Genomic DNA, 26493 nt, shown 5'->3' on the forward strand with positions numbered 1-26493 from the left:
ATACTTGCCGTTCAGTGCGTCAGGCGGTGCGATGCTGTTCCATCTGCTGAGCAAGCTATACGAGCGAACCAGCGTCATCATCACGACAAACCTCAGCTTCAGCGAATGGGCCAGCGTCTTCGGCGATGCTAAGATGACCACCGCGCTGCTGGACCGGCTCACGCATCATTGCCACATCCTTGAAACCGGAAACGACAGCTTCCGCTTCAAGAACAGTTCTGCGCACGACACCAAAACGACAAAGGAGAAAACGAGGAACTTGACCACGACCGCAGACCCGAAACATACCTAACAGGCGGGTCAATTCTCGGTGGAAACGCCGGGTCAGTTCTCAGTGGCAATCAACAGCCAAGTTGGTCGCTGATGCACTCACGCGGCGGTTTGGCAGTTCGGATTCTCGCAGGATTGCTGACGAGATCGCTGCACGCCCGGAGCTCGCAAAGCAGGCTGAGCAAATCCAGACAATCGCCCGCCTGGTAAATCGAATACGCCATGCCGAGCTTAGCCATGACCACGCGTTGAAACGGCAGCTTGCCCGGTCTCGGGGGCTGGGGTTGAGTCGATAGGATCGCGACGATGATGCGCTTTATCAATCCGGTCCCTTTCGTTCGCGACATTGGTTGGTCAAGGAAATTCTACGAAAAGAGGCTTGGCTTGAAGGTGCTGAACAATGGGGCGGCGCTGGAACAGACCGTTTAGGTATGTTTTCAATGCCTTGCCTACCAAATACACTTTATTTGTAAAAATATTAAATCAATGCAACCTATATAAATTTCAAGGATAAACAGAACTGTCTAGTCGATTTACATCAAAAAATTCTAAGTATCATCAATCTCTAGACCCTACCTGTCCAAGTGTATACCCACACGCCGCTCCGGCTAAACGCTTTGAAAACCCGCATTCTCTCAATCGAACGCGCCGACAAGATTGGCCACAAAACGGACAAATGCTCGCCGGTTCGAGTTTGCCTCCCCGCCAACACGCAGGAAATTAAACTCTCTACGTGTCGCGTCCGCAAATGACCACCCGGGTCTCACCAGAAGATTACGGCACGCCCCAACCTCATTCCCGGTCCTTTTGCAGGAGGGTCCATGATACGTAAATTCTTCGCCACCATTCTCCGGTTTCTTCACCTCATTGATGACAGCATTTGCCATCAATTCGTAGCCGACGGACGAGAGATGCATGTTATCAAAGCTGAACAAGCCGCCCTGTCTCAACTTGTTGCTGAAAGAAGTGCCAGTTACGTAACCGAACTGGCCAAAGGGCAGTTGCGGACGATTATCAAACATGAGGACCGGACCAGCAGGTAACCCGAACTCGCTTCTCTTTACCTCGAATGTTCTCGTCGCCTTACAGATTTCGACAGACAAACGTCGAAGGCAACCCTTGTAGTCATACCGGGCCAGTGTAGACGCCACATCTATGAAAACAAATTTCGGACCCTGACTGCGAGAACTGTATTCCTTGCCAAGGCTGCTGGCATACCTGTTGGCTGCACGTGCCAACTTATCACCCTCTTCCACCTGCATGGCAGTGAGCGACGAATTGCCAAAGAGTGCACTCCGGTATTCTCCGCTTCTGTATTCAAGATTGGCCGGTTGTGACGGGAGACCTATCCCGTTAAAAAATACATATTCCAGACCATCAACCTTGCTCAGTTCATCAAAGAGATACTTGATGTCGGCTTGATAACGGGCTCCCAGAAATTCCCGTATGGTGCGGGCCCTGCAACGTGTCCGCCCTTCTTGCCTGTCGAGCCCGCCGCTCAGACACACCTTGGTGTCGACCGATTTTGCCATAAAGGACATCAGGTAGAGACCGTTATTGGACCCGATATTGACGATGAGCCGTTTCGGCTTACGGAGTTTCACCTGATCAAGTGCGCTGAGTTGATCGATGCATTTCGATTTCGTAGGGTTGAGAACATAATATGCGTTAGAATAGAAAAAGGCATCGGCCAGCGCTGCAAATCGACCCTTTCTGAGTTGTGCAAGGCTTATTTTCGACGCCGTTTTGTAGTCTTTGGCTTTCCACGCATAAAGATCGCTTGTGTTGAACCCGGAGACGGCAAGATTATCGACAAAAGCACGTTTGTTCGGAGGCATTTTCCGGAACGCCATGTCGTATAAATGTTCACCCTGCTCCCTGGCTGCGCCAGTAAGGTCAGACCATTGCAGCGCCTCCAGATTCAAACCATAGCTGATCGTCAAACTCGGTGAGGCGTCATGCGACGGATACTGGGGACCGTAAAACATTCTTTTTCCGGTGCGATCACCGTTTTTCTCATCGATCAGGCCCATGGCGATTGCCACGTAGCTTGGCACGGACCACTCTGAAAGCCACCAGTTGATCCGAAGTGACTGCACGCCATTATAGAGGCTGTCGCCAAGCGCCATCAACTCAGGGTTCATATATTCCTGCGGAATATCGAAATTTGAAGAAACGCAAGAAGATTTGGCTTCGAATTTTTCCGCTTTTTCGCCGTCCCAGTATTTATGAACATCGGATTTATTGTAACCGGCGTTCTTTGCGTCACGATAGACTGCCGGTTTTGTTTCATACCCACTTTCCTCGGCAAACGCCGGCGAGACTATCGCTGCGGACAGGACTATTGCGACGAACTTGTTCATTTCACTCCCTTGAGCCGAAAAGAATAAATAAAATCCAAAACTTAAAAACGAGCATAAAACAACTTATGGTTGGCACAATGTCCCAATTTTTGTCAAGTCCGTTCTTTGCGGCTGGAGAATCTCCATTTGCTTTGGGAATCAGTCGTGCACACGCACGTTGAAAGAGGAAATAACGCAACGTCCACGGCGCGGCACATGACGACTTGGCACGGTTGACATTCACGGTCCGCCAAATTTTAGAGCGGACTGCAATTTGGTTGCGGATTCTTAACAAATTCAACGATACGTAGTGACAGTCTATTAGAAGTCGTTTTCGTATAGGTGAGCTTTGCCGGACGTAATTACAATTGACTTGAACGCCATTGATAACCCGTCGATGGCTTCCTCTTTAGAGGGATTCATTCAAATTGAGGCGCGAGAACAAGTGTTTCGTTGCTTGATAAAGGATATCAGCAAGCCATCACGCACCAAAACGTCTACCGAGAGACCCTCCGAACTAGACGTCCTAAACGACCGGCGCCACGATGCCCTACTCGTCACCGCGCGGCGCGGGGAGGGAAAAACTACTTTTCTCACCCAAATCCTGTCGGCAATTGTCGACCAGAGCTACAAAACCTACGTCGAGAGCGTAGCTACACCGAAATCCACCGTTCCAGAGCTTTACAGCTTGGGAATAATCGACCCGACGTTGATAGAATCCAAACAAAACATTATCGTCGTTATCATTGAAAAAATCCGAAAAGCGGTCCTACACCGCAGAAGAAACTTCGTCGATGCAAACGATGAATACCGGCAGGTTGAGGGAGCGCTCCGAAAACTAGCTCAAGGGCTCTACCTGCTGGACGGTATAGGAGAGCAGCTTTACGCGGGAAAAGATTGGGTTGACCCGGATTTCGTCCTTGACGAGGGTTTGGAGAATGCTGCCGCCGCTCACGATTTTGAATTGCGCTTTCGTCAGTTCATCTCCAATGCGGTTTCATATGTCGGTTGCGACGCGTTTGTACTTGCCATTGATGACGTTGACACTTGGTTTGAACGTGGTTGGCCGGTGCTCGAAGCTCTACGAAAATACCTAGCAACGTCGCAGTTAAGAATTATTCTTTCAGGCGACTTAGACCTGTATACCCTACTTGTGCGGCGTCAGCAGTGGGAGCAGATGAATCCTACGTTCCTAAGAGCCGAGGAAATGCGATCAAAGATCGACGGGGATGCCGCAATAATCTCCAAAATCAGCCGGATGGTAGATTCCCTTCAGGACCAATATCTCGTAAAAATAGCCCGGCCTGAGAACCGAATAGAGCTAAGAAATTTAGAATACCATGCTGATGGGGTGGGCCTAGCTTTTCGTGGTGGCAACATCAAAGGCTCAATAAGCGAGCGGTACTTCCTTACCGATGTAATGTCCGACGTGTTTGGCATCAATGCACCGAAAGACGTGACCCTCTATAGGCAGCAGATACTGCGACTTCCGACGAGAAGTGCGCTTCAGTTGCTATCTGGAGCTAGCCGTGATCAAGGTGCGGGAGAAGGTCGCTCAATTGCTCTTGATACGTTGAGGCATATCTCCTGGACAGCTGTGACGTCACTTGGGCTGGAGGTGAGCGACACCAGAAATCCGAATCCAAACGCTCTTATTCCGTCATTGACTCATTGGTTGACAAAGTCGCGCCTGTGGCTCCAACTGGCGAGGTGCTACCCAGACGGCGCGGAGGCGGAAAAGAACCTCGCCGCGATGTACATGGGCGCTGCGCTGCTCGACGTTTTCAAACGTTCACCGGGAAAGATGATCGACTATTGGATCAAAATTTCTCTGGTAAGAGAAAAACTTGACCGCGGTGACATTCACTATCGTGGTTCAGAAGCCCAAGCCACCGGCGATCTCGAAAGTTTTATCTCCCACGTCAATGCCACTGCCCTGGAGAGCTCGGTTCAATTCGCCAGCAGAGTCGCTTCGTGGGAGGCCACCGAACGCGGCCGCGAAGGCACTAAACAGCTAGTGCGAGGTATCCGGTTAAGCGGCGCATCTGTACCACTTGCACGGATAAGAGAAACAGGAGCCGCCGCACGCGAACTTTATGGTCTGGAGTACGATGGGAGCAAGAATGGCTTTGATCGAGAAGCCTTCCGAGCCTTGGCTACGGGGAGCAGCGACGATGTTGATCGGCTCCTCTCGAGTTTGCCCCCCGCCCTTCGTGGCTTCCACAAAAAACTTCGTAGCGGGAACTGGCAGTACGGATCTCGACGTGGGACAGAGGCCGCATTCCAGGTATATTTTGCAAATGGAATAGAGGACCTCGCTCAGCGTCTCAGCGGCAGCGCAAGCAGGGCAGCGATGCTTCCCCTTAGTCGGATCGTAAGTGGGCAGCAGGCAGAGTCGGGTAACTACTCCATCCTACGGCTCTTAGGCCTGATGGCAGATGTTTTGGAGATCGGTCGCGCTTCGAACAAGAACCAACTCCAAGCGCTAAATGAGCTGGTGAACCAATGCAGCCAAGCCAGGAGCTACCCAACGCCAATTGCGTTGGACGGCGCTAACTCCGAGAGCTATTTAGAATTCGATTCTGACCAAGACGATTTCGAGGAGGTCGATCATTTAGATGATCCGACGAAAGAAGCTTACCAGCTTGAGCGCTCGCTTCTAGAGTGGATGAGCTCAAATGACGTTCGTAGTGTAGATTTTGGGCTTGCGCCAGTTACCTTGGCCCGTGTGTGGACTCGGTTTACCTACACATTTTCCAACATTCGCGACGATCTCAAACACCGCGATAGCCGCTATCTCGGAATTTATATGCATCGCGCTATCATTGGTTTTTTGCATGCTCTTGGCTATGAGCTGATGCGTTCGGCGAATATCAGAGCGCCCGCGAAAGCGGCGAGCAATCCAGTGAGATCGGGGGAGGTGTTCGTTCAGCTGCTGCGCGAAATTTACCAAGGTTCTCCAGAATTCCGCGACACAAAAGAATTTAGGTTCTTCGATTTGATTTTCTCGTGCCCGTTGTGGGGCTTCTTCGTCGCAAGGGAGGAGTATGATGAGGTCGACAAACTACGCAGGTTGGAGCCAAATGATAGTATTTTTCAGTTCTATATCGACAGGCTTTCAGCCTATCTTGGTGAAGACACCGCAGGTTCCATGTTTGCAACGCGGTTTAACTCGTCCAAGCCCGATGAGCCGCCAATTGCCTTCGATGGATTATTTTTCCTTCTGAATACCGTTCAAATGCAGGGCACGTCAGAATTTGATCGGACCGCCGGAAGAGCGCTTCGGCAAACCACCGAGGCTTGGCGGAAACGCCAGCCTCCAGCTGCTCGGGCTACTCCTTCGTCGTAGGATCGCGATTTTGAGTGCACTAATCTATAGAAAGGTATTCGGTGATTTTCCATCACTCGGCGACCTAGCGCAAGGACGAGTTCCCTTAATCGACGCGGTGCTACGTCGTATTTTTGTGTTCGAGCGGCGGTCGGATCCGTACCGCCCTGACCACTTCTATAAAGGATACTTGGATCATCGTTTGAGCGAGGCCAAGGAAATCGGCGATCTTACTCCCCTCGTTCTAAAAGCTCTTGCAGAACGGTTTATAGAGAGACGCGCGGGTCGGTTGGCCATCCGATCCTCGGAATTTCTCGAATGGCAACGGCTACTGCCAAGCATCTCGCCTCTTGCAGTTATTGTCGCTTTCCTGGTGCTTGAGGGCCGAGGTCCAGAACTAGGTATAGATCCACGTCGGTTCCTCTACGCCGAGATAGGTGACACCGCCATATTGAGCCCAATCCTACCAGAGCTCGAGCGCCTCGAAGAGATCGCGGGACTGAATGAGCTTCACATGCACCTGAACGGGTCGACCGAGCTCGACATTGTTTGGCTTGACGCGGTACGATTTCCGAAACTGTATTACGCTGAGCTCTCCGCTGCGAGACGTGGATCGGGTCTGCCAGACGAACTTTATGACCAGATGGAGTTCAACCTCCGTCCATATGAGCTGTATCGTCGGCTACGCGCTGCACGCCGTGTGAGACACGCCGTTGCGAAAATTGCTCTCGGCCACAGCGAACCGGAGATCACTCCGCATCAGTTAGTGGGGCTAATGACCGCGAGCCTCCCGGATTATGATTGCCAGCTCACCCAAGGCATCACGCTTTCGAAAAACCCCGGGGTCGTTGCTTTCGGTGAGGCTGAAAATCCGCCGCTCATCGATGAGGCGGCATTTCTCTATTCAGCTATGCTAACTTGGACGAGGGGACCAAAGCACTCGCGTGATCTGATAAACCTCGGCCTGTATTTCAATTTCCTAGTTCTTAATCAGATTGCCAAAATAACTGTCCAGCAGGCGGATGAGGTGGGATTTGATCAGTTCCAAAAATATACGGTGGTTGGAACGCGAGAAAAACTCGAGCGAGTTTATTCGGAGCGCTTCCGTCAGTTAAATCGAAAATCTCCGTATACCAGTATTGCCCACCTAGAAGGCCGTTTTTCGCCTAAGAAGACGCTGAATGACATCATGGTGCTTCTTGATCGTATAGTCGGCGGATACCTTGAGTTTCGCGGTTGTAATGAGCGAGTAAGGTGGGGTAGTACCGCACGGCTTCCGCAGTGTTTCGCGGGACAATGCGACCAGACGCAATGTAAAGGTATCAAGCGGGGCCGCCGAGACACAGAATTCGCATTGGTGGCCCATTTCATCAAGCGCATCGGCAAACAAAGGGACCGATACAGCCAGTCTCGTGATGGTCAAGCAAGGAGCGATGCTCTCCTGCAGGCGCGATTGTTAAGACACATCATCAAAAAATCCCCAGCAGCTCGCCAACTTATTCGCGGTATTGATGCCGCCGCAAATGAATTGCATGCCCCACCGGAGGCCTTCGCTCCAGCATTCAGGCTACTCCGCCGAGATGCCGTCGAACATTCCACGTACCACGTTGGCGAAGACTTTTTACATATCGTGTCGGGTATCAGGGCGACCGTAGAAGCCGTGGACTTTCTAGGGCTCCGCGTAGGGGATAGAGTTGGCCATGCCACCGCGCTCGGTATTTCGCCGCAACTCTGGCTTGATCGCACGGGCGATCGGATTGTAGTGCCGCGGTCTGAATGGCTCGACAACCTTGTTTTCGCCGGAAATTTCTTGGCTGGTAGTGGCGAGCATACTGCGCTCGTTCAGCGTATCCATAACGATGTCTCCACCGTGTCAGCGCTGATCTATGGTGGTGAACAAAGTATCGCAGTTCTCTACCAAGAGTGGTGCTTGCGCCATTTGGACATTCTCACTGTACTGCGATTAGAGCGCGAATACGGGGAGCTTCGCGCCCCTCACCTCGTCGCGGCTGCAGCAAAAGACTTTGCCCAAAAGGTCACAGATGTCACCGTTCGCGCTGAGCTTGAGCTGATAGTGAAGGCGGCGGAGGAATATCCAGCGGCTTACCGGTTGTTTCGACAAAGACATCGCAAATACGACTACGTCTGCAAGCCCATCGAGATTGAAACTAGCTATTTTCCCGCTTCTGCTTTGATTGCCCTTCAAGACATGGCGCTGGAACGATTGAACCATAGAGGAGTCGCGATCGAGACCCTGCCCACCAGCAACGTGCGAATTAGCCTGTACAATGACCACAGAGAACACCACATTTTTAGGTGGTTGGGAGTTGCGGCTGAACCCACAGGATCAAAGCCTATCGTCTGCGTTGGAAGTGACGACACCGGAATATTCGCGACTAACATTCACAACGAATATGCGCTCCTGGTGCAGGCGCTTGTTGACCAACACGGAAAGACAATAGGTGAAGCGACCGAATTGATTTGGAAATTGAATGAGAATGGGGCAGCTCGCCGTTTCAAACCTCTACAGGTATTCTAACTACCCTATCAGTTCAGGTTTACTCATGATGCTCGTCTTGTCTTAAAATTATGAAAGAAGGCGTCTAAATCTGGGAGCTATTCAATATCGACTGTCCACATGAGTAAATTCTGTGAAAGGATAAGCCGGTTGGGAGGGGCGAGGTCGAAAACGCAGAGACGCCCACGACAGCCACCTCATCCGCCCCGGCGGATGAACGGATGGTCAGAATTCATTAATTGTCTAGTGACTTTTTGGACGAAGCCCAAGAACTTCCATATTTTTTGTAGACTTTGCCATTTTTTCTACTGACTAGGCAGAAATCAACGCCACCGAGCTTTGCTTGACTTATCGCACAGAGGCTTCCAATACTCGCAAAGTCGTCGACGAACCAAAATCGTACACATCTCTGCAAGTGACTGCCATCCAAATACTGAGTAGGCCACAGCGATCTCGTTTTCGATCAATCGATTTACAACTTTAACGGTTTCAAAGGTCTCAGAGATGCGCTACATCTCGGGGTAGCAGCCGTGATTCCAAGGGCGCCTTTAGTTCGCCGTTGCAACACTTCCATTAATCGGACGCCATCATGAAGGTTTCGTTGCATAGTCACTGCGCCGGTTCGGAACGCATACCCCCGCATATCTTGGACGATGTTCTCGCCGCAGCGACGGCCGTAGATGTTCGTATCGAACGTGGGGCGGCGCCACGAATTCGCGATCATTTCGTCGCAGCACTCCGCTCGAGAGGTTGGTCGAGCGAGGTAACAGTGGCACGCGGATCAGATATGAGCATCACATCGATGCGTGAGGACATCGGCCTTTGCCTGCAGACAGGCAACATGGCACGCATGTACGCAGATTTGATGAAGCTGCAGACGCTTTATCTCAATGACGCCATCCAAGGCGCGGTCTTCGTTTTGCCGTCCCATCGCGTTGCACTGGCAATCGGCGAAAATATCGCGCAAGCTACGCGGCTAGAGCGCGAGCTCGAGATTTTCCGCAAAGCCTTTTACGTTCCGACGCTAGTTGTCGCACTGGAGTGATAATGACGAATAGCGATTTGCCCGATACGCCAAAAGGGTCCCGATTCGGTTGGCCTCGCCCTGCCCGTCAGGAAGAATTCAAGGCCCGACTGGGCGTCAAGGGTCTTGCAACAGATCGAGTGGTTTTTCAGGGCCTCAACCAGGACCTGCCGATCATCCGCATTCCGATCGAGTTGCCGAAATATCGCCTCGTCAATGGAAGAACTGCCTCCCTACAAGTCGAACATCTCGCCATCAACGCAGACCTTCGTCCCGATCTTTTTACGGGTGATCCCGAGATGTGGGACGCGCAAGAGGTTCAGCATGAGCTTCTGCTCAAGTTGGGTCGATTGTCCGACCTAGACGACTTCTTCGAAGATTCGGCCCACAAGCAGGTGAATCCGCTGCTACTCGACGAGGAAGGCTTCGTCGTCAACGGCAACCGCCGCCTGTCCGTATGGCGCCAACTGGTGCATGACGAGCCAGAAAAGTATGGTCACTTCGAACATATTGAAGTGGTGGTGCTTCCCCATGCGACAGAGAAGGACATCAACCGACTGGAGGCGCAGCTCCAGATCGATAGGGATATCCGGGCGGACTATAGCTGGGACGCCCAGGCCAACATGATGATCGCTAAGATGGAACGCGACAAAATAGATGCCGAGGAGCTTTGCACGCTCTATAAGATGAAAGACACCGAGTTCGCCCAACTTCTGGACATGCGCGCCTATGCCGACGAGTATCTGCGATCGCGGGGAAAGGCGAACCTTTGGTCAGAAGTTTCCGGCCAAGAACATACCTTCCAGAGGCTTGTTCAAAGCCGATCCAAGCTCTCTGGGGTCGGACGAAAGGAAATCTTTAAAGAAGCCGCTTTCGCCCTCATCGATGATCCCAATGCCGTTGGCCGTCTCTATATCGCCATTCCGGAACTGGCGACCAACTTGGATAAAGTTGTCGAACGTCTCACCAGCGAACTTAATCTGGATACGGATGAGCCGGATGACGGCCTAGACGACCTGTTTGGAGGCGGCCAGCGCGACAAGAAAGACCTCCAGCAACCGGCACTGATCAAGGCGCTACAAGACCCCACCCAACGTGCGCAAGCGCGCGATGCAATCGGGGAGGTCCTTGAGACGGAGCGACAGGTCAAAAAGGATGTGAAGAAGGCCGGTTATCTCCTGGACCAATGCGCTAAAGCAAACAGCTACCTGACGGCGGCGGCAAAGGAAGGTCTAAGACCTGAATCTAAACTCACCGGAGTGGCCAAACAGCTCGATGAGATAGAAACACGCGTAGCTGCCATCCGCTCCTATCTGGCAGATCATGCTTAGGATTACTTACCGGGCTAAGGGTGGGCGAGCCGTTTTCACTTGGGAGCCCGATGAAAACACCGATGCCTGGGTGGCGATGCTTACACGGGTCGCCTATGACGCGAGCCAGGACACAACACTCGAAGGCGTGGCAGGCTTCTCTCTGCCTTGGTGGGCGTTCGCCGGAACCCGCGACCAATTCCTGCAGGTTTTCCGCGCCCATGGACTGACGCTCGGGGCTGGTCTCGTCATCTCCCCCGAGGCCACTAAGCTTCTGCAGCAGTCTCACCGCGCAGAGGCGAGCTATTGGGCAGCCTCCGACACCTCATCCCTGCCCCTCGACGAACTAGAGGCCTTGCTTAAAACCTCGGGGTTCGGACGGAGCCTGTCCGAGCACCAGGCTCCCAATGTAGCGCGCCTCGCTGCCCTGCCGGCGGCGGCAACTTTTTCCGTTCCAGGCGCCGGCAAGACGACCGAAGCACTGGCCTTCTTTACTGTTCGCGCTCAGGCGGGCGATCGACTTCTGGTAATCGCGCCGAAAAACGCCTTCGCCGCGTGGGACGAACAAATCGTAGAGTGCCTACCAAACGCTTCTGGCAGCTTTGTGCGTCTGCGCGGCGGCCGCGACCGCATTCGCTCCGGGCTGGCGACCGACCCACCGCTTATGCTAATAACCTATCAACAGCTGCCAAGGGTTCAGGACCTAGTCACCCAACACCTCGCCCAACACCGAACATTCGTCTTTCTTGACGAAAGCCATCGCATCAAGTCCGGCGTGAGCGGAGCCAGTGGGCGCTCTGTCATCGAGCTGTCTCATCTGCCGGTTGGCAAGCTGATCATGAGCGGAACGCCCATGCCGCAGTCGGTCAGCGATCTCATCCCGCAGTTTCAATTCCTGTACCCTGAGGTTCACGTCGAAGAGGAGACGGTCGTCGGTCTGATGCGGCCGATCCATGTCCGAACGAACAAGAAGCAACTCAATCTCCCCGAAGTCACTCGCAATCTAGTGGCTTTGCCGATGGCTCCGGTTCAGCGAGAGCTCTACGAGATGATGCGCCTCGAAGTTGCCCGCGAGGCTTCAGCGGTGCTCGATGCCCAAGGCAAGCAGACTTTCCGCGCCTTGGGTCGCTCAGTCTCCCGCCTTCTACAGTTCGTTTCCAATCCCTCACTCTTAGCCGCCCAGATCGGCTTTGCACACCACGAACTCTTGGCCGCTGTACTCGCCGAGGGCGAAGGCCCCAAGCTCGAATACGTCATCAAGCGTGTGCGCCAGCTTGCCCGCCAAGGGCACAAAGTGCTGATCTGGTCGTCCTTTGTCCGTAACGTCGAATATATAGCCTCCAGGCTGGCGGATTTGGGCGCGGTCTATATTCATGGCGGGGTAGACGCCGGCGACGAGGATGACGCCGACACCCGCGAAGGGAAAATCAAGGCATTCCATGACGATGACAACGTCCGTGTAATGGTGGCCAATCCGGCAGCCGCTAGCGAGGGCATAAGCCTGCACCGCGTCTGCCATCATGCGATCTATCTGGACCGCACTTTCAACGCCGCCCATTATCTTCAGTCTGAAGACCGGATTCACCGTTTCGGCCTGCCCAAGGATCAGGAAACGACCATTGAAATCGTCGAGTGCATCGGCACAGTCGATGAGACGGTGCGCTCGCGGCTCGGGTTCAAGATCCGCGAAATGGCCAGAGCGCTGGCGGATTCGTCCCTCGCACCCGATCCTATTCCGATCGACCCGGTCCAGGTCGGCACCGAGGATGTCGAGGACTACGTTACCGGCCTTCAAATGGATGACATCCGGGCGATCGCTGCTGATCTAGGTGGCCCGAGGTGACGCTCCTTCTATCCCCCGGTCTGGCGCAGGCGGGCATCGCGCTGCTCGAGCTCCTCCACAGACGCCCTCTGTCTGCACAGGAACTCCTTTCGGGCCTTCCAAAGGTCGGCGGAATGTCCTCAACCTCCGCGCTATCCCTAGCAGAAGACTTGGCGTGGCTGGATATCAACGAGACAGGTCAGTTGAAGGTATCAGCGGCGGGACTGAAGGTCCACAATGCCGAGGGATATGAAGCAGCCTTGCGCTTCATCTTGCTGCACTACGTCGAAACACAGAATCCCGATTGGCTTCAGAACGCTGTCTACGGTCGGTCCCGCGTCTTAAACTTCTGCCCCGTCGGCGTCCATCAGGTCTTTGTTGAAGCCGGTTTGGCAGGCGCACCGAACGATGAGGCGGTGGACTTCTGGGATTGGCTCGCCGGTATTGCTCGGGGTCTGCAAAGGGATCATCTGCTCACCATCGGTCGGGCAGGAGAGCGGTTGACCCTAATCCATGAAGAGGCTCGTACTGGAGCCAAACCGCGCTGGGTGGCGGTCGACAGCAATCAGGACGGCTACGACGTCCTTTCGGTGAGGGCAGCCGACGACCGCGCCTTTCTCTCCATCGAGGTTAAGTCCAGCCGAGGCGGGACGAGCGGCACGCTGCATCTCACCCGGCATGAATGGGAGATCGCACTCGATCGTCCTCTACACCTGTTTCATCTTTGGGATTTGTCGTGCGCCCCGCCCAGGCTGGCGACCGTCGGGATGGATGAAATGGGCGCCCATATTCCAACAGATGCCGGCGCAGGCGGTTGGGAGAGCGTCGAGGTTCCATTCAAGGCCTTCGAAAGTCTCTTCGGCCCGGCCTTGCTCTAACTAGGCCACCGCTTTCTGGAGGCGATGCCAGGGCAGGGTATTAAACCAAGCACCCACCAGTAGCCCGCTCAGAATTGGTAGCGCATGTGTGGTCAGCTTCTTGGAGCCCGGAATGCTGTCGCCTTCCTCGCCCTCGGCCGCCGCCTCCATCACGTAGCCGATAACAGCATGATGGTCGTCGGTTGCGGCAGAGAGCAACCGCTGGTGGACTCTGCCTGCCAACTCGCCCAAAAGGTCTGCGACCTGATAAGGGCCAAGGCCGCTGTCGCGGTGCGACCACGCCGTTTGGAGAGCACCCGGGCTGCTTGTCTGCAACACCTGATCGACATTGGCGAACTCAACCCCCAGCGCCATCAACATCGCACGAATTAATGGCGACTTGCGAAGTTCGCTAAGCAAGTCACCGTCAAGGATGATCTCTCGAACATCGATCGAGGGACCGAAGAAAAAGCGAACCTGCCAATCCTGCTCCCGGCCTCTGCCGTTAGCGAGCTCAAACCTCATGCCGCTCTTGAAACGTAGGCCCGGCAAAGCTGCCCGAAAACTGCGTCCCGCCGGATAGGTGCGGCCCTCCGTCGTCGGCGGTGTCACCGGTGCAGCCTTCTCTGGCCGACACAGGCTCTGACCAGCTTCCGCGAAGGGAATCAGGTCTTCGGCTGAGACGCCCTGAGCGGCCCAAGCAACCAGATAGGTGAAGGTAGGCGGGATGGCGTTACCAACCATCTTCGCCTTTTCCGGGAAGGAGCGCGCATAGAATTGGTAGGTGATGGGAAAGCCCTGAAGGCTGGCGCGTTCGCGAATGCTTAACCGGCGGAAGCCGGCGGCGCTATCGCCGATCACAATGCTCTCGCGCGAAACTCGGGTGCAGGTAGCAGTAACGGTACGGGCCGGCAAATCCATTACATCGGGGAACGCCATGTTGTTGTAGACCGGATGATAGGTCTTGGCCTCTCTGTTCATGCGGAGTTCCTCCGCATTGAGGGCGCCTTCGTTCTCCCGTTCAGTCACCTTTGCTGCGGGCAGAACGCAACCCCAGAGTGGATCGACTATATCACCCTTGGCGTTGATCGCCTCGACAACATCGCCAAGGGTCCGCCGCGGTAGGCGCGGACGGTAGGCTTTGACTAGATCGAACGGAATATTGCCCGCGATGCACCGCCGACGCGACTGAGGCGTCCCATATTCGGAAAAATCGATGATCTCGATCTGCATGCCGAGGTCGCGGAAGCGATAGAGCGGATGTGCTTCGTCTCTCATGCCTCGCTCGAGCACTTGCGCCACCCGCGGCACATTCTCGAGCACCCAGAACTTCGGCTTCAAATGTTCTACGACCTCAAGGAAACGGACAAGGTCCTTAAGACCCTCGTCAAGGTCGCCTCCACCTCCCCGATTCGAATATGAAAACTCCGTGCATGGCGGGCTACCGACAACGAGGTCGATGTTCGAGGGCAAGTCCTCGAGCTTTAGACGACGCACATCGGTGGGGTTCAGTTCACCTCCGTGATTGCCGTTATGCGTATCGACGGCAGGTTGCCACCACTCATAAGAGTCCACTACCTCCACGCCCGCCAAACGCAGCCCGAGGCTCCATCCCCCGATACCAGCATAGAGGTCTATTGCACGCACGATCACTCCTGCGCGACTCACGCGCAAATTCGAAACAATACCTGTAATTTAGCGAACTATCAGCAAAGTGCAAGATCCCACTACCATCTATGCAATCAAACATTGAAACGCTGAAGCCCGCGTCGGCGGTCTTGCCACGCCAACAATCGACACCTGGAAAGAGACGACCGGGTTACCCTGGTTTGCCTTCTGGGCGAAAGAGCTGCTGCGCTGGGGCACGCTTGATCCCTTTGTAGCATTTGCTCTTTCGGTTGGCATTGCAAAATCTCGTCCGGAATCTGAAGCAATGCGCGCCCAGTATACCGCTTGGCTCGATGTTCAACTGATAGTCTGTGACGGCGAGGATCAAATTGATCCCAGCAATCTTCTCGCATGGTCAAAGACATTAAGGACAAACGCAACCGCGGCGCCCGGACGCATGTCAATTCCTGCAACCTTGTCTGGAACAGACGGGAGAGCAGGTCGGTACGCGGTTATTCCAATTCGTTCAGGCAACCGCGTTCGATGGCTTGACGCTTCTGGATTCCGTCTCGCTGCCTCGGAAGCCCCAGAGGGGTTCCCGCAAGTACCACCACAGTCGAGCGACTACGATCTCATCATCGATGGTCGCAATGCCTCTGTCGTCCGGCAATAAACGCCATGGGTGAAGGCATTTTTTGCCTTCGTCCTTCAAACCAATCCCCACACCCGAAACTCCCCCGCTCTGTCATCTCCCCCAAGCCCAGCTCCGTCACGATGCGTATTCCGATGAAGCCGGCCACTGATTCCGAAATCAAGCCGGCCAGTCATTCCGATTTCATTCCGGCCGCCGTTCCGATTTGAAGGCGGCCACTTTTCGGACTGATCCTGGGTCAGGTAGATGTGTGGATCTGGTTTCGTTCGGCGTCAAGCTTGCGATACTTCACTGATCATTGGGGCGCGCTGTTTTCTCATGCTTTCGCCGTTCAGCTCGATGCGGCATTGTGTACAAGGCGATCGAGGGTGGCTATAGCGCGGCGATCTGGGAGAAACTTGCGCGACTGCGGGTTTCACAAAGTCGCGGACAGTGAGGGCCCTCGCCGATTGGCACTTCGACCCCGGTAAACGGATCGGCCGATTTTCCGTGCAATTCAGTTTGGGTGAACAGTCGATCTGCCTCATGTTTTCACCCGCCTTCTCAATTGTTCCGGATCATCTTCCTGAGCCACTTGTCCCAATCGTCGTTGCTCATTATTGACAGGGTCTTCGCGGCGTCCCGGTACCGATCTCATGGCAATCGTCGCAAGTAAGCATTGGAGGTGTTGCATGGCAATCTACAAGGGCGCGCTGGCATTGCTGGGAAAGTCGGAAACCGACGCAGCGGTCATGGACTACTTGAAGTCGCTGGGTGCGACACTCCCGCTCACGCGGCCGCCACGCGGCGAGAAGGAAACGAACGTCGAGGTCCCCGGTTGTTGATTGCCACTGAGAACTGACCCGGCGGGGATGCGGATAAAAACTTGGACTGATTTAGACGCTAAGGCCAAGACTTCTGCGATACTCGATGGGACTGAGTGATCCCAATGATAATTTGATGCGCTTTTCATTGTACCATCGGATGTAGGCATCAACCTCGCGGACAAACTGCTCGATCGTGATGGTTCTCCAGTCGCCAGGATAAAACAGTTCCGTTTTCAACCGACCGAAGAAGCCTTCGCACGCGGCGTTATCCTGTGAACAGCCCTTGCGAGACATCGAACGTAATAGCTTCGCATCGCTAATCCGCGTGAGCCAGCCCGGCCAGCGATAATGCGCTCCACGATCAGAGTGGACGATCGTCCTGCCTTCGCCGTCGGTAACGGTCTCGATGGCGGCGTCCAGCATCGTGTTGACCAGCCCCGCATCCGGTTGCGTTCCAATTGACCAACTGATCACCATGCCATCGAAGCAATCTATGATGGGCGACAGGTACACCTTTCCAGCTGGAATTTGGAATTCGGTGATGTCTGTGAGCCATTTCTCGTTCGGTGTTTTCGCTCTGAAGTCCCGGTTGATCAGGTTCTCCGGCGCAGGACTGATTTCTCCCATATACGAGCCAAAACGCCGTCGCCGCGGTCTGGCGACCACCAAACTCTCCTGCTTCATCAATCGCTGCACAACCTTTTCCGAGATTGTTACGCTCTGCCTGGCCAGTGACGCCTGCAGTCTGCGGTAGCCGTAGCAGCGATGGTTGCTTTCGAAGATTTCCGTCAGGCTGCGGCGGATGGCGACATACTTGTCTTCCAGATTCACTCGGGTGCGGTGGTAGAAGTACGAGCTCCGCGCAATCCCCACCTGCAAAAGCAGTTCTGGCAATCGATAGGTATCTTTGAGGGCGTCAATCAGCTGTGTCTTTTCCCGATTACTCAGGAGTTGCAGATCGACGCCCAGGCCTTTTTTTAGCAATTCATTGGCCTTCTTCAGCAGATCATGTTCAAGCTGCAATTGTCGGACATCGCGCTGGAGGGCTTCAAGCTGTCGCTCGAGTTCTTCGCGCTCCGACGCTGGCGCAGAAGTGTTGCGGCGTTTCATGGATGAGGCAGCCTCTTGACCGAGTAACTCATTCCTCCAAGCGTACAACGTCGGCCGGCATACACCTAGCCGCTCGGCTATTTGCTGGGCACTTTCCTCTCCACTGCAAAGATCAAGAACTGCGACTTGTTTCAAAGCGTCGGGATAGGCCGGGCGCCAGGATCGACCAACCATCGAAGTTCTCGCCTCCGGAAACGCCTCTCGAACCCATGCGGTCAAAGTTCCACGACCCGGATAGCCCAACGCTCTCATCGTCGCAGAGATACAGCGATCATGGGTGCGGTAGTGCTCAAGCGCCGTCTGCTTCTGGGCCTCAGTAAACTTCGGCGCGCGAGCCACACAACGAACGCGTAGGTCTTGATGCTGCTGGTACTCGCGATACCAGTTCCGCAGCGCATTCTTGGTCGGATAACCCAACTGGCGGATCGTCGCCTTAACCCGCTTGCCGAGCTTGATATACAGCTCGACCGCGCGAATTCTGTCAGCATGAGAATACATGAACTACCTCCTGGTGGTCCAAGTTTTAGTCCGCATCCCCTATCACGCCACGCCGGGTCAGTTCTCAGTGGCAATCAACAGGCCATCCTTCAAAACGTTCGTGAATGTCAATTTTCGGCCCAAAGCAGACATCACAAAGCTGGGTGGTTTGGCGGAAAGGCCCTGTCTTTTGCAAAAAAAGCGATGCCATAAGCCAGCAACAACAATGCCAGAACCGACCAAGAGAGCCAGCCGGTGCCGGCGTGTTGGAGCAACAGGCCACCGACGATGCCTCCACCCGCAATCGCCAAATTCCAGGCTGTGACGATCATGGACTGCGCTACATCAGAAGCCTGCCCCGAGGTATTGGCGGCTGCCGTCTGAAACAGGGTGGCGGCACCTCCGAACGCCAATCCCCACACGCCCGTTGCCAGCCAGAACAGCGCGGGGACCTCGCCGCCGATGCCAAGCATGAATGCGGACGCCGCGAACAGCATGATGCTTGCAAGTACCAGCGCTCGCAGCCATCGGCCGACCAGATAACCGACAATACCGATCCCTGCGATTGCCGTTAGCCCAAACATCAGAAGAACAACGTCAAGTTTCCTGTCTAACCCCGCGGGAACCACAAGTGGGGCGATATAGGTATAAAGAATATTGTGGGCGAGGACGAACAGCAGGGTAACCATCAGCACCGATTTGATTCCACCGATTGCCAAAGTGCCCCTGATGGAAGACCGCTCATTGATCGTCGTGCCCGGATAGCCGGGCACCTTTGCCCGGACCCACCCTATCAGAACCGCGGTGAGCGCGGTCATCAGCAAAAATGTACTTCGCCATCCGATGACAGTTCCTATCATGGTTCCTGCCGGAATACCCAGAGACAAGGCCAGTGGCGTACCCACCATCGCAACCGCGATGGCACGCCCTTTTTGCTGGTCTGAAACCATGCGCGCTGCGTATCCGGCGATCATCGCCCACAGCAGCCCCGCGCAAACCCCTGCAAAGAAACGTGCCAGGAGCATGATAGCGAAGCTTCCGGTGATCGCCGTCATGGTGTTGACCACCGCGAAACCCGCGATGGCGCAAAGGAGAAGCGGCTTGCGCGGGAAATGCTGGGTAGCCGCGGTCAGCGGAATGGCCGCCACCAGCGAACCGATGGCGTATACCGTAATGAGTTGGCCAGCAACGGAGGGGCTGACGCCCAGCTCCGCGCTCATTTGCGGGAGAAGCCCCGCTGGCAGGGCCTCTGTCAGGATGGTGATGAAACCAGCCATGGCAAGGGCAAGCAGGGCCGACATCGGCAAGCGAGCATCGTCCGCCCTTTCGCTGCATTGCGGCCGTCCGGGGTCGAATGGGCCATGGTGCTCAACCCGTCTGTCCGAGTTTGGGCAAAACCAGATCGCCGACGCTATATGTATGGAATTCGCTGGTTGAGACGGTGTCCAACTTACGGAATTTTTCAACGAAAACCGGATCGGAAAAGAACTCGTCTACGTTGCCTGCACCCTGAATGGCTTCAATGTTGACCACGGTCAGCCCGTCAGTGCTCTTGGCGAGATTGCTCCAGAGAAACCCCGGCTTTCTCTCCGCCACGTAATGGACCACGTCCTGAATGATTTGAAACGCGTCATCCTGCTTGCCCGGATGGGCATGAATGACGTTGACGATAAAAGTGGTTGGCTCCGGAGAGGCGGCAAATCCGGCGGCGAACTTCGTATCCATGTGTCTTCCTCTGATGAAAATCGGCATTGGCTGCCGTGACAGGCTGGATATCGGCTGCGCGATACGCGATAAATGGTCTGGTATTCCGATGAGAGCGGAAAATTATTCCTTAATAGGGATGGACATGGACAAGCTTGGTACGCTGGGTATTTTCGTTCAGGCGGCAGAAGGCGGCAGCTTTGTCGCGGCCTCTCAGCGACTGGGTCTCTCCAGTTCTGCGGTTGGCAAGGCAATCGCGCGTCTTGAGCAGGAGATGGGGGTGCGTCTTTTCCATCGCTCGACGCGCAGCATGACGCTGACGGAGGAAGGCAGCTTTTTTCTCGATACCTGCCGACGTATTCTGTCTGAACTGGATGTGGCACAGGCGCAGCTTTCACGGTCCCGCAGCAAGCCTCATGGCCTCTTGCGCGTGAGTTTTCCGCTGACAGGAATGCTGCTGATGCCGGCGATATCGGCGTTCATGAAGGCTTACCCCGAAATCACCCTGGACCTCGATTTCACCGACCGCCTGGTTGACGTGATCGAAGAAGGTTTCGATGCCGTTGTCCGCACCGGTGACGTACGTGACACACGACTGATGAGCCGCAAACTTGGCTCCTTCAGGCATCGGATAGTCGCCTCGCCCGGATATCTGGAAAAAGAAGGCGTGCCGCTGGCGCCGGAAGACCTGCGACATCACCGCTGCATGCATCACCGCTATGCCAATTCGGGCAAACTGGAGCCATGGCCGCTGGCCAGAGACGGCAAGGACCTGCGTATCACGCTGCCAACAACGACGGTGGCCAGCACACTTGAACCGCTCATCCACCTTGCCGAGAACGGTTTTGGCATAACCTGCTTGCCCCATTTCGCGGTGGCTCAACAGATACAAGAGGGCAAGCTGGTATCGATACTCGACGGCTTCACGGCAGAGGCGGGTATCTTCCGTGTTCTTTGGCCGACGAGCCGATATCTGTCACCGAAGATTCGTGTCTTCGTGGACTTCATGGCTGATAATTTGTTCACGGTGGAGGGGGGAATTTGATTCATAGAGAATGGAGTTTTTTGCGTCAGTCGCAATCTCGACAATTGGTACAATCCGGCCCTCGACCCAAATCGCCGAGCAGTAAGGGAAACAGTTCCCTTGGGGCCATGGCTCTCCTCGACGACTGCCTTTCGCATTCTGTTGTCTGGCGTCGCGCGCCCTCTCCGCCCGGATTCCGGCTTGAACAGTTTGCCCCACAGCCGACTTTCGCATTGCGTTGCGCACGCCAAGCTCAGCACACAAAGGCGGCTTTGTCCTCGGTTGCCACTACGATGTGCGGCGGGAGGCACAACCGCCTTGATTCATCAGGACGGGTCTGGCAGGAATCGATGAGCAGAACGGGGCCTGAGGTAGACATGCGAAGCACACCGATCGAGCGCTGCAAAAGTGAAACCGCAGGCAGGAAGTCTTTCTCCCATCCTTCGTGCTCTTCCCGATCCTTCGCGCTCTTCCCCATCTTTCGTGCTCTTCAATGAGGAATAACACCATGCCACGTCTGTCGTTTGCCGGTTTTGCGATGCTGGCGCTCATGGTTGCCATTTCGATGCCGTCGTCTAGATGGGCGCAAGCCACGGCGACGGCGATTGAAAATCCTTCGCCGACCTCATTGCCGGCAATCGCCGCCAGCCGCGAAGGTTTCGATAAGAAAATGCTCGACCCCATCAACGGCCTGGATTTCCGGACCTATGGCCATATCGTTTACGCCATGTTTCTCGATCCCGATGGAGATCACGGGGCGATCTTCAGCAAATTCGGGACGGACAAAGGCAGTTTCGAAGCCGCGGGCACAGCCTTTGGCGAGCGGATGAAGCAGGACCCCACCTTCACGATGATAGAGATGTACGGCGCCTACTTCGCCGAGACAGCACAGGGCACCTATGCGGCATTCGGCCGGGATGTCGCAGCGTCCGTGCTCAATCAGGCGGCGCTCCGGGAAACCGAACCGATGCCGGAGGAAAAATTCAGGGAAATCCAGGTCTATTACGGCCGCAAAGCTTCCGTCGCGGGCACGGCCTTGGCGCAGCAGGATGAGGTGCTCAAGCCCTATCACCTCACACTCAACGACTTCAACATATTGGGGGCGTGGTTCTCCCGCCGGTTGGCGCTGGAGACGGCGGATCTTTCCTCACCGCGAAACGATGGCGGCTCGCGTGCCGAGGCGGCGCCGGTGGAGCGGCCGGAATGGGGCGGTCTCTGGCGCTTCACCTGGAAAACGCTGCAACGCACCGATACCGAGATGAAGGTCGTGGAAACCTCGCGCGACATCTGCGTCACGGGCGAGATGACCGCCGAAACGCTGCCGCTCATGCCCAAGCCTTCGGGTGTCAAATGCGTCTTGATCGACAAAGTTCGCTTTTACGAGAGCGGTGTGCAGATGAACGCGCAATGCGACCACGGCGGCATCGGGACATCCTGGGGCCTGTATCTTCAGCCGGAGAACGGCGGCGAAAGCTTCAGCGGTCAGATCTCCTACAACGAAGTCTACGAGGGCGACAACGACATGCCGCAACCGACGACGGATGTCGTCGTCAAGCGGATTGGAGAATGCCAATGAGACGAGCCACAATCATGATGCGATCCTGCCTCGCGACCGCAATCCTCCTGATCTCGGCACCCGCTTTCGCCGAGGATGGCGGCCTTCCCCCCGGCCTGTGGCAGGTCAGGATATTCACCCCGGTGCCGACACCGGAACTGAAGAACGATGAGCAGGTGTTTCAGGTCTGTTACGACGCGGCTGCCGTAAAGAGCCACATGAACCCGGTTTTACCGAAAGCGCAGGCTGCCCAATGCGATCTGGATTTCACCGACATGGGCGACCTTGCCTATGACGCCACATGCAAGGACGGCGATCATCGCCTGCGGATCTCGCAAGTGGCGGAGGGCCTGTGGCGCGGCAGCTACCGCTTCCTCGGCAAGGAGGACGGTACGATGCTGGAGCCCGCGGTCGAACTCAAGCAGATCGCCAAAACCTGCGGCTAGCTTTGCCGCGAAACGGCGGCATATCCTCGTCCCATGACTGATATCGGGCTCGTGGCAACGGGCAAGGCATCTTCAACATTGCATCGCAGGTTTTGGGAATTTCAATGAATGACTATATGATCCTGACTGCCGGTTTAGTGGGCGGTGTCGCTGGAGGCGGGCCTGGCGCGCACCTGTCAAAAACGCCGTTCCGGAAGGGCGCGCTCCTTGCGGCAGCTGCCTCGATCATACAGTTCGTTATCGGAGAGTTGACAAACCTCCGGCAGCCTCTTGTCTACTCCCTGATCTATCTGGTCGCCATAGGTCTCATCGGCGGTCGCTGGGGTATGCGGTTGACAGCCCGTCAATTGTCGCTGATCGTCATCGGCAGTTTCCTTCTGGTCTTGGTGGCAGCAGCAGCCGTTAGCTATTTCGTTTCGTCAGTCGGCAACTTGTAAGGTGGAGCGCGGGCGTCCGTTAAACAGGATCGTCGAGACGCGCGCCGCCCCAGCAGATCGCCTGCCTCCAATCCGGGTGTGCGAAGGATTTTGGAACGGTTTCATAAGCTGGCACAACGATCAGGTTTCGCCGTGCCGCTGTTCCTGGATATTGTACCCGGCGACAGAATGGATCATCGCACACTTCGCCAGGAACGTCTGGATTCGCCTGATATTTCCGGGGCCGCGGCAGATATCGTTACGTCATACCCCTTGATCAGCCAAGCCCTGTAAGCGGCATTGAGATCGCCAATGACCGGAGGGAATGTCGGGCGCCTCGAGAGCCTCCGTCAATCTCCTCGTAGCGGTTTCCGGAAGCCGCTAGTAGCGAGTTGCTGCCATTTGCAATTACGCCTCCACGGGTACCCGGGAGCCTCGGCAGACACAGCCTCGGATACGATCTGGCTCCTCCCATCTTAACCCGTGCCGTGAATCAGACTTTCTTTGGTCCCTTCATGGTCTCAAACACGAAACGTTGTCTTACAATGTGGATTTCTGCCTGAGCGGTCACTTCACCGTATCCATAATCCAGGACATGAAGGATGGCATGGTGATGGTGTGTATCTGGCACGGATAAATCCCTGCCGGTACCGGATTCCGGCCCCCAGCACGCGGTTTCAGGCGGCTGGCCGATCCGTCACGCTGCTGGCCCGCCCTCATCGGACGGGCCAGCAGTTTCACCGTTACAGCGCACCGGATTGCCAGAACCGATACAGCTCAGGGACATTGCTGCCGGTCATGAGCGGCATTGCGGCCTTGAGCCTTTCCGCCGGCCATTCCCACCATTTCATCTCCAGCAGGCGTGCGATGTCATCGTCATCAAACCGCTTGCGGATGGTTCTGGCGGGGTTGCCGCCGACGATGGCGTAGGGTTCGACATCCTTCGTCACCAGCGCCCGGGTCCCGATGACGGCGCCATCGCCGATCTTGATGCCGGGCATGATGATCGCTTCCGAACCTATCCAGACATCATTGCCGATGACGGTGTCGCCCGCCGGCAGATAGCCATTCTCCGCTTTCTCGAATTCCGGCACTTCCGGCATGAAGAAGAACGGAAAGGTGCTGATCCACTCGTTCCGATGGCCCTGATTGCCCGCCATGATGAAGGCGGCGCCCGAGCCAATGGAGCAGAAGCTTCCGATCACCAGCTTGTCCGCGCCTTCATCCGGCAGCAGGTAACGGGCGCAATCTTCAAAGCTGTGGCCGTGATAATAGCCGGAATAATAGCTGTATTTACCGACGACGAGGTTCGGGTTCTTTACCTGCCTGTCGAGCGTGATGCCCCGAAAGGGGCTTTCGAAATAATTTTCCATTGAGATAGTCTCACTGCATGTGTTCGCATTCGCCTGCCTTCAGGCAAGCCGACTCCAAGCGTGAAGCCGGCCGGCTTCTCGCTCGATGCTCCTCGCGCTGCGGCGGGAGCTAGATGCAGGTGATACTCGAGGCTTTTATCATCAGGTCTGATTACCGCAAAAAGCTTCGAAGGCCAAGCCGCTGCCGCTTCAAATCATAAACGCGGGTACGCCAGAGGATGCCTCAAAAGACAAATATGTTTGGCGGCCGGTAAAAAACAGCGACGGATTTTCGCATATGCCTGCGTTAAAATAGAAAGAAACCGGACACGACCGTTGAACCGTTTGTCACGTTACCTCAAGATCGCCCCTGCCAGACAGGATGTTACGAAGGCAAAGCCTGATAAATGGTAGACGATCCGGACGCAGATTTGCTTATGGAGGTCGCGGCGGGTGGCAGCCGCGCGATGCAGGCGCTGGTAACGGCCAAACTGCCACGGATTATGGCACTTGCAACCCGTATGCTGGGCGACCAGGCGGAAGCGGAAGATATCGCGCAGGAGACATTCCTGCGAATATGGAAGCAGGCCGGGAGCTGGCAGAGGGACCGCGCGAAGTTCGATACGTGGATCCACCGCGTCGCACTCAATCTTTGCTATGACAGGCTGCGAAAACGCAGGGAAATACCGGTTTCGGAACCGCCCGAACAGATCGATACGGGTCCATTGCCGGATGGCTCGGCCGCCCTTGCCGGCAGCGACGGCAATATCGTCGCGCATGCCCTGCAAGCCATATCGGCCCGGCAGCGGGAGGCGATTATTCTGGTCTATTACCAGGAGATGTCGAACCGTGAGGCCGCCGAAGTCATGCATATCAGCGTGGATGCGCTTGAGAGCCTTCTCGCACGCGGACGCCGGGCGCTCCACACGATATTGAAGAGGCACGAAGAATGAGCGGAACGAGTGGAACGCCCATGGACAGGCAGCTTTTTTTCAACCTTGTGTCGGCCTATGGCGCCGATCCCAAACACTGGCCGCTGGAACATCGGGAGCAAGCAACGGGGTTTGCACAGACGGAAGAAGGCCGGCGCATGATCCTGGAGGCGACGGGGCTCGATGCCGCATTATCCTCCTACCGCTTGCCGGACCCTTCCGCCCGTCTTCATGCACGTATCCTGGCGCAGGCAAGCTCCCGGACCACACGACGTAAACGTCTCGTCAGATACGGACTGGGCGCCGGTATGATCGGCATCAGTCTCGCAGGCGCGCTGACCGGCGCACTCGCTGTCGTCAATCTTTCTCCACCACCGGCGCTGACGCTGGGCGATACGTTAACAGCTTTCGGAAATTTGCAGAGTGAAAGCGAAATAGCCGAGGATGGGAAATGAGCGAACAGAACTTCCGCTGGCTGGCGATCATTCTTCTGAGCGTAAACACGTTTCTTGTCTGTGCTTTCGCCGGAGCGGGTTACGTGTACCTGAAAAACGACACCGCTGCCGCAATATCACGCATGCCGCTCGCAGGCGAGCAACTGCCGAAAGCCGAGAAGGAAGCGTTTCAGCGCAGCCTCAGCGATGCACGCAAGACCATGCGGGAAACCTCGCTTGAGGCACGCCAGGCCCGCATCGAGGCCGCATCGCTGATGGGTGCCGAGAACTTCGATGCCGCCGCGCTTTCGACCGCGCTGGAACGCGCCCGCAAGGCCGAATATGCCGTGCGCACGGCAACGGAACTGCAGGCGGTGGAGTTCTCACGCACGCTTTCCCTTGATGCACGCCGCAAGCTGGCTGAGGGACTGCTTGCCCGCGAGGCGCCGAAGCCTGCCACGAAATAATCACATTTGAAAACCGACAGAATTCCGGCCAGCCCGCCG

Annotated in this window: 21 protein-coding genes and 1 pseudogene; 16 read left to right on the forward strand and 6 right to left on the reverse strand. The window is 55.6% G+C overall.

What is annotated here, in order from left to right; genetic code table 11:
* Together N434_RS23685 and N434_RS26150 are read left to right on the forward strand one after the other, a co-directional pair.
* The coding region (locus N434_RS23685; protein WP_181424057.1) for an ATP-binding protein at positions 1 to 292 on the forward strand (292 nt) is incomplete at its 5' end.
* A gap of 287 nt (positions 293 to 579) precedes the next feature.
* Positions 580 to 696: pseudogene (locus N434_RS26150) on the forward strand (glyoxalase/bleomycin resistance/extradiol dioxygenase family protein); the annotation flags it as partial.
* A gap of 209 nt (positions 697 to 905) precedes the next feature.
* On the opposite strand, the gene N434_RS23700 reads toward N434_RS26150, so the two are convergent.
* Positions 906 to 2633 (reverse strand): hypothetical protein, encoded by a 1728-nt coding sequence (locus N434_RS23700; protein ID WP_110760554.1) that lies wholly within the window; start codon positions 2631 to 2633, stop codon positions 906 to 908.
* 352 nt (positions 2634 to 2985) lie between these two features.
* Between N434_RS23700 and N434_RS23705 the strand changes: the two genes are divergently transcribed.
* From N434_RS23705 to N434_RS23730, 6 genes are all read left to right on the forward strand, one after another.
* On the forward strand, positions 2986 to 5961 hold the full coding sequence (locus N434_RS23705) for a hypothetical protein (protein ID WP_146227707.1): 2976 nt from the start codon (positions 2986 to 2988) through the stop codon (positions 5959 to 5961).
* Between the two features lie 10 nt (positions 5962 to 5971).
* Positions 5972 to 8479: an amidohydrolase family protein gene (locus N434_RS23710; RefSeq protein WP_146227708.1), complete on the forward strand. Its 2508-nt coding sequence runs from the start codon at positions 5972 to 5974 to the stop codon at positions 8477 to 8479.
* 568 nt (positions 8480 to 9047) lie between these two features.
* Positions 9048 to 9503 carry a BglII/BstYI family type II restriction endonuclease gene (locus tag N434_RS23715; protein ID WP_110760557.1) on the forward strand — a complete coding sequence of 152 codons (456 nt, stop codon included), beginning with the start codon at positions 9048 to 9050 and terminating at the stop codon, positions 9501 to 9503.
* A gap of 2 nt (positions 9504 to 9505) precedes the next feature.
* Positions 9506 to 10813 carry a hypothetical protein gene (locus tag N434_RS23720; RefSeq protein WP_110760558.1) on the forward strand — a complete coding sequence of 436 codons (1308 nt, stop codon included), beginning with the start codon at positions 9506 to 9508 and terminating at the stop codon, positions 10811 to 10813.
* Positions 10814 to 10889: 76 nt separating this feature from the next.
* Positions 10890 to 12635: a DEAD/DEAH box helicase gene (locus N434_RS23725; RefSeq protein WP_110760596.1), complete on the forward strand. Its 1746-nt coding sequence runs from the start codon at positions 10890 to 10892 to the stop codon at positions 12633 to 12635.
* Positions 12632 to 13492, forward strand: a complete 861-nt coding sequence (locus N434_RS23730) for a protein NO VEIN domain-containing protein (RefSeq protein WP_110760559.1) — start codon at positions 12632 to 12634, stop codon at positions 13490 to 13492. Before N434_RS23725 ends, N434_RS23730 begins: the two co-directional genes overlap by 4 nt.
* Here N434_RS23730 and N434_RS23735 read toward each other — a convergent pair whose 3' ends face one another.
* Positions 13493 to 15118, reverse strand: a complete 1626-nt coding sequence (locus N434_RS23735; protein WP_181424059.1) for a DNA cytosine methyltransferase — start codon at positions 15116 to 15118, stop codon at positions 13493 to 13495.
* A gap of 1284 nt (positions 15119 to 16402) precedes the next feature.
* On the opposite strand from N434_RS23735, the gene N434_RS25860 reads away from it, so the two are divergent.
* The gene (locus tag N434_RS25860; protein ID WP_181424060.1) at positions 16403 to 16555 is read left to right on the forward strand and encodes a hypothetical protein; all 153 of its coding nucleotides are present in this window, start codon (positions 16403 to 16405) and stop codon (positions 16553 to 16555) included.
* Positions 16556 to 16606: 51 nt separating this feature from the next.
* On the opposite strand, the gene N434_RS23740 is transcribed toward N434_RS25860, so the two are convergent.
* From N434_RS23740 to N434_RS23750, 3 genes are all read right to left on the reverse strand, one after another.
* Positions 16607 to 18145, reverse strand: a complete 1539-nt coding sequence (locus N434_RS23740; RefSeq protein ID WP_110760561.1) for an IS3 family transposase — start codon at positions 18143 to 18145, stop codon at positions 16607 to 16609.
* Between the two features lie 131 nt (positions 18146 to 18276).
* A complete protein-coding gene (locus N434_RS23745; RefSeq protein ID WP_110760562.1) occupies positions 18277 to 19425 on the reverse strand; it encodes an MFS transporter in 1149 nt (382 codons plus the stop codon).
* Positions 19426 to 19492: 67 nt separating this feature from the next.
* A complete protein-coding gene (locus tag N434_RS23750) occupies positions 19493 to 19849 on the reverse strand; it encodes an antibiotic biosynthesis monooxygenase (RefSeq protein ID WP_110760563.1) in 357 nt (118 codons plus the stop codon).
* 124 nt (positions 19850 to 19973) lie between these two features.
* On the opposite strand from N434_RS23750, the gene N434_RS23755 reads away from it, so the two are divergent.
* The 4 genes from N434_RS23755 to N434_RS23775 all read left to right on the forward strand — a co-directional run bounded on the left by N434_RS23755 (position 19974) and on the right by N434_RS23775 (position 23290).
* Positions 19974 to 20873, forward strand: coding sequence for a LysR family transcriptional regulator (locus N434_RS23755; RefSeq protein ID WP_110760597.1), 900 nt, complete (start codon positions 19974 to 19976; stop codon positions 20871 to 20873).
* Between the two features lie 487 nt (positions 20874 to 21360).
* Positions 21361 to 22428, forward strand: coding sequence for a hypothetical protein (locus N434_RS26155; protein ID WP_286172390.1), 1068 nt, complete (start codon positions 21361 to 21363; stop codon positions 22426 to 22428).
* Positions 22425 to 22853 carry a hypothetical protein gene (locus N434_RS23770; RefSeq protein WP_146227709.1) on the forward strand — a complete coding sequence of 143 codons (429 nt, stop codon included), beginning with the start codon at positions 22425 to 22427 and terminating at the stop codon, positions 22851 to 22853. Before N434_RS26155 ends, N434_RS23770 begins: the two co-directional genes overlap by 4 nt.
* A 104-nt stretch (positions 22854 to 22957) precedes the next feature.
* Positions 22958 to 23290 carry a hypothetical protein gene (locus N434_RS23775; RefSeq protein ID WP_110760566.1) on the forward strand — a complete coding sequence of 111 codons (333 nt, stop codon included), beginning with the start codon at positions 22958 to 22960 and terminating at the stop codon, positions 23288 to 23290.
* Positions 23291 to 24012: 722 nt separating this feature from the next.
* Here N434_RS23775 and catB read toward each other — a convergent pair.
* Positions 24013 to 24642, reverse strand: a complete 630-nt coding sequence (gene catB / locus N434_RS23780; protein ID WP_110760567.1) for a type B chloramphenicol O-acetyltransferase — start codon at positions 24640 to 24642, stop codon at positions 24013 to 24015.
* Between the two features lie 386 nt (positions 24643 to 25028).
* Here catB and N434_RS23785 point away from each other — a divergent pair, with 386 nt between their 5' ends.
* The 3 genes from N434_RS23785 to N434_RS23795 are packed head-to-tail and all read left to right on the forward strand — an operon-like array spanning position 25029 to position 26454.
* The gene (locus tag N434_RS23785) at positions 25029 to 25574 is read left to right on the forward strand and encodes an RNA polymerase sigma factor (protein ID WP_110760568.1); all 546 of its coding nucleotides are present in this window, start codon (positions 25029 to 25031) and stop codon (positions 25572 to 25574) included.
* 20 nt (positions 25575 to 25594) lie between these two features.
* Entirely contained in the window at positions 25595 to 26008 is a 414-nt protein-coding gene (locus N434_RS23790) for a hypothetical protein (RefSeq protein ID WP_286172391.1), read from the forward strand.
* Positions 26005 to 26454 (forward strand): periplasmic heavy metal sensor, encoded by a 450-nt coding sequence (locus N434_RS23795; RefSeq protein WP_110760570.1) that lies wholly within the window; start codon positions 26005 to 26007, stop codon positions 26452 to 26454. Before N434_RS23790 ends, N434_RS23795 begins: the two co-directional genes overlap by 4 nt.
* Positions 26455 to 26493 lie beyond the last annotated feature (39 nt).

Origin of the sequence: Rhizobium sp. UGM030330-04, from assembly GCF_003208455.1 — a bacterium.
In the GTDB taxonomy this organism is placed as follows: Bacteria; Pseudomonadota; Alphaproteobacteria; order Rhizobiales; family Rhizobiaceae; genus Agrobacterium; species Agrobacterium rhizogenes_A.

What these genes read in the sequence shown, in the direction of transcription:
- N434_RS23775 (WP_110760566.1), top strand. Translation starts at nt 22,958, where the DNA reads ATGAATGACTATATGATCCTGACTGCCGGTTTAGTGGGCGGTGTCGCT.
- N434_RS25860 (WP_181424060.1), top strand. Translation starts at nt 16,403, where the DNA reads ATGGCAATCTACAAGGGCGCGCTGGCATTGCTGGGAAAGTCGGAAACC.
- N434_RS23700 (WP_110760554.1), bottom strand. Translation starts at nt 2,633, where the DNA reads ATGAACAAGTTCGTCGCAATAGTCCTGTCCGCAGCGATAGTCTCGCCG.
- N434_RS26155 (WP_286172390.1), top strand. Translation starts at nt 21,361, where the DNA reads ATGCCACGTCTGTCGTTTGCCGGTTTTGCGATGCTGGCGCTCATGGTT.
- N434_RS23795 (WP_110760570.1), top strand. Translation starts at nt 26,005, where the DNA reads ATGAGCGAACAGAACTTCCGCTGGCTGGCGATCATTCTTCTGAGCGTA.
- N434_RS23785 (WP_110760568.1), top strand. Translation starts at nt 25,029, where the DNA reads ATGGTAGACGATCCGGACGCAGATTTGCTTATGGAGGTCGCGGCGGGT.
- N434_RS23740 (WP_110760561.1), bottom strand. Translation starts at nt 18,145, where the DNA reads ATGTATTCTCATGCTGACAGAATTCGCGCGGTCGAGCTGTATATCAAG.
- N434_RS23770 (WP_146227709.1), top strand. Translation starts at nt 22,425, where the DNA reads ATGAGACGAGCCACAATCATGATGCGATCCTGCCTCGCGACCGCAATC.
- catB (WP_110760567.1), bottom strand. Translation starts at nt 24,642, where the DNA reads ATGGAAAATTATTTCGAAAGCCCCTTTCGGGGCATCACGCTCGACAGG.
- N434_RS23750 (WP_110760563.1), bottom strand. Translation starts at nt 19,849, where the DNA reads ATGGATACGAAGTTCGCCGCCGGATTTGCCGCCTCTCCGGAGCCAACC.
- N434_RS23725 (WP_110760596.1), top strand. Translation starts at nt 10,890, where the DNA reads ATGCTTACACGGGTCGCCTATGACGCGAGCCAGGACACAACACTCGAA.
- N434_RS23755 (WP_110760597.1), top strand. Translation starts at nt 19,974, where the DNA reads ATGGACAAGCTTGGTACGCTGGGTATTTTCGTTCAGGCGGCAGAAGGC.
- N434_RS23790 (WP_286172391.1), top strand. Translation starts at nt 25,595, where the DNA reads ATGGACAGGCAGCTTTTTTTCAACCTTGTGTCGGCCTATGGCGCCGAT.
- N434_RS23720 (WP_110760558.1), top strand. Translation starts at nt 9,506, where the DNA reads ATGACGAATAGCGATTTGCCCGATACGCCAAAAGGGTCCCGATTCGGT.
- N434_RS23715 (WP_110760557.1), top strand. Translation starts at nt 9,048, where the DNA reads ATGAAGGTTTCGTTGCATAGTCACTGCGCCGGTTCGGAACGCATACCC.
- N434_RS23745 (WP_110760562.1), bottom strand. Translation starts at nt 19,425, where the DNA reads ATGTCGGCCCTGCTTGCCCTTGCCATGGCTGGTTTCATCACCATCCTG.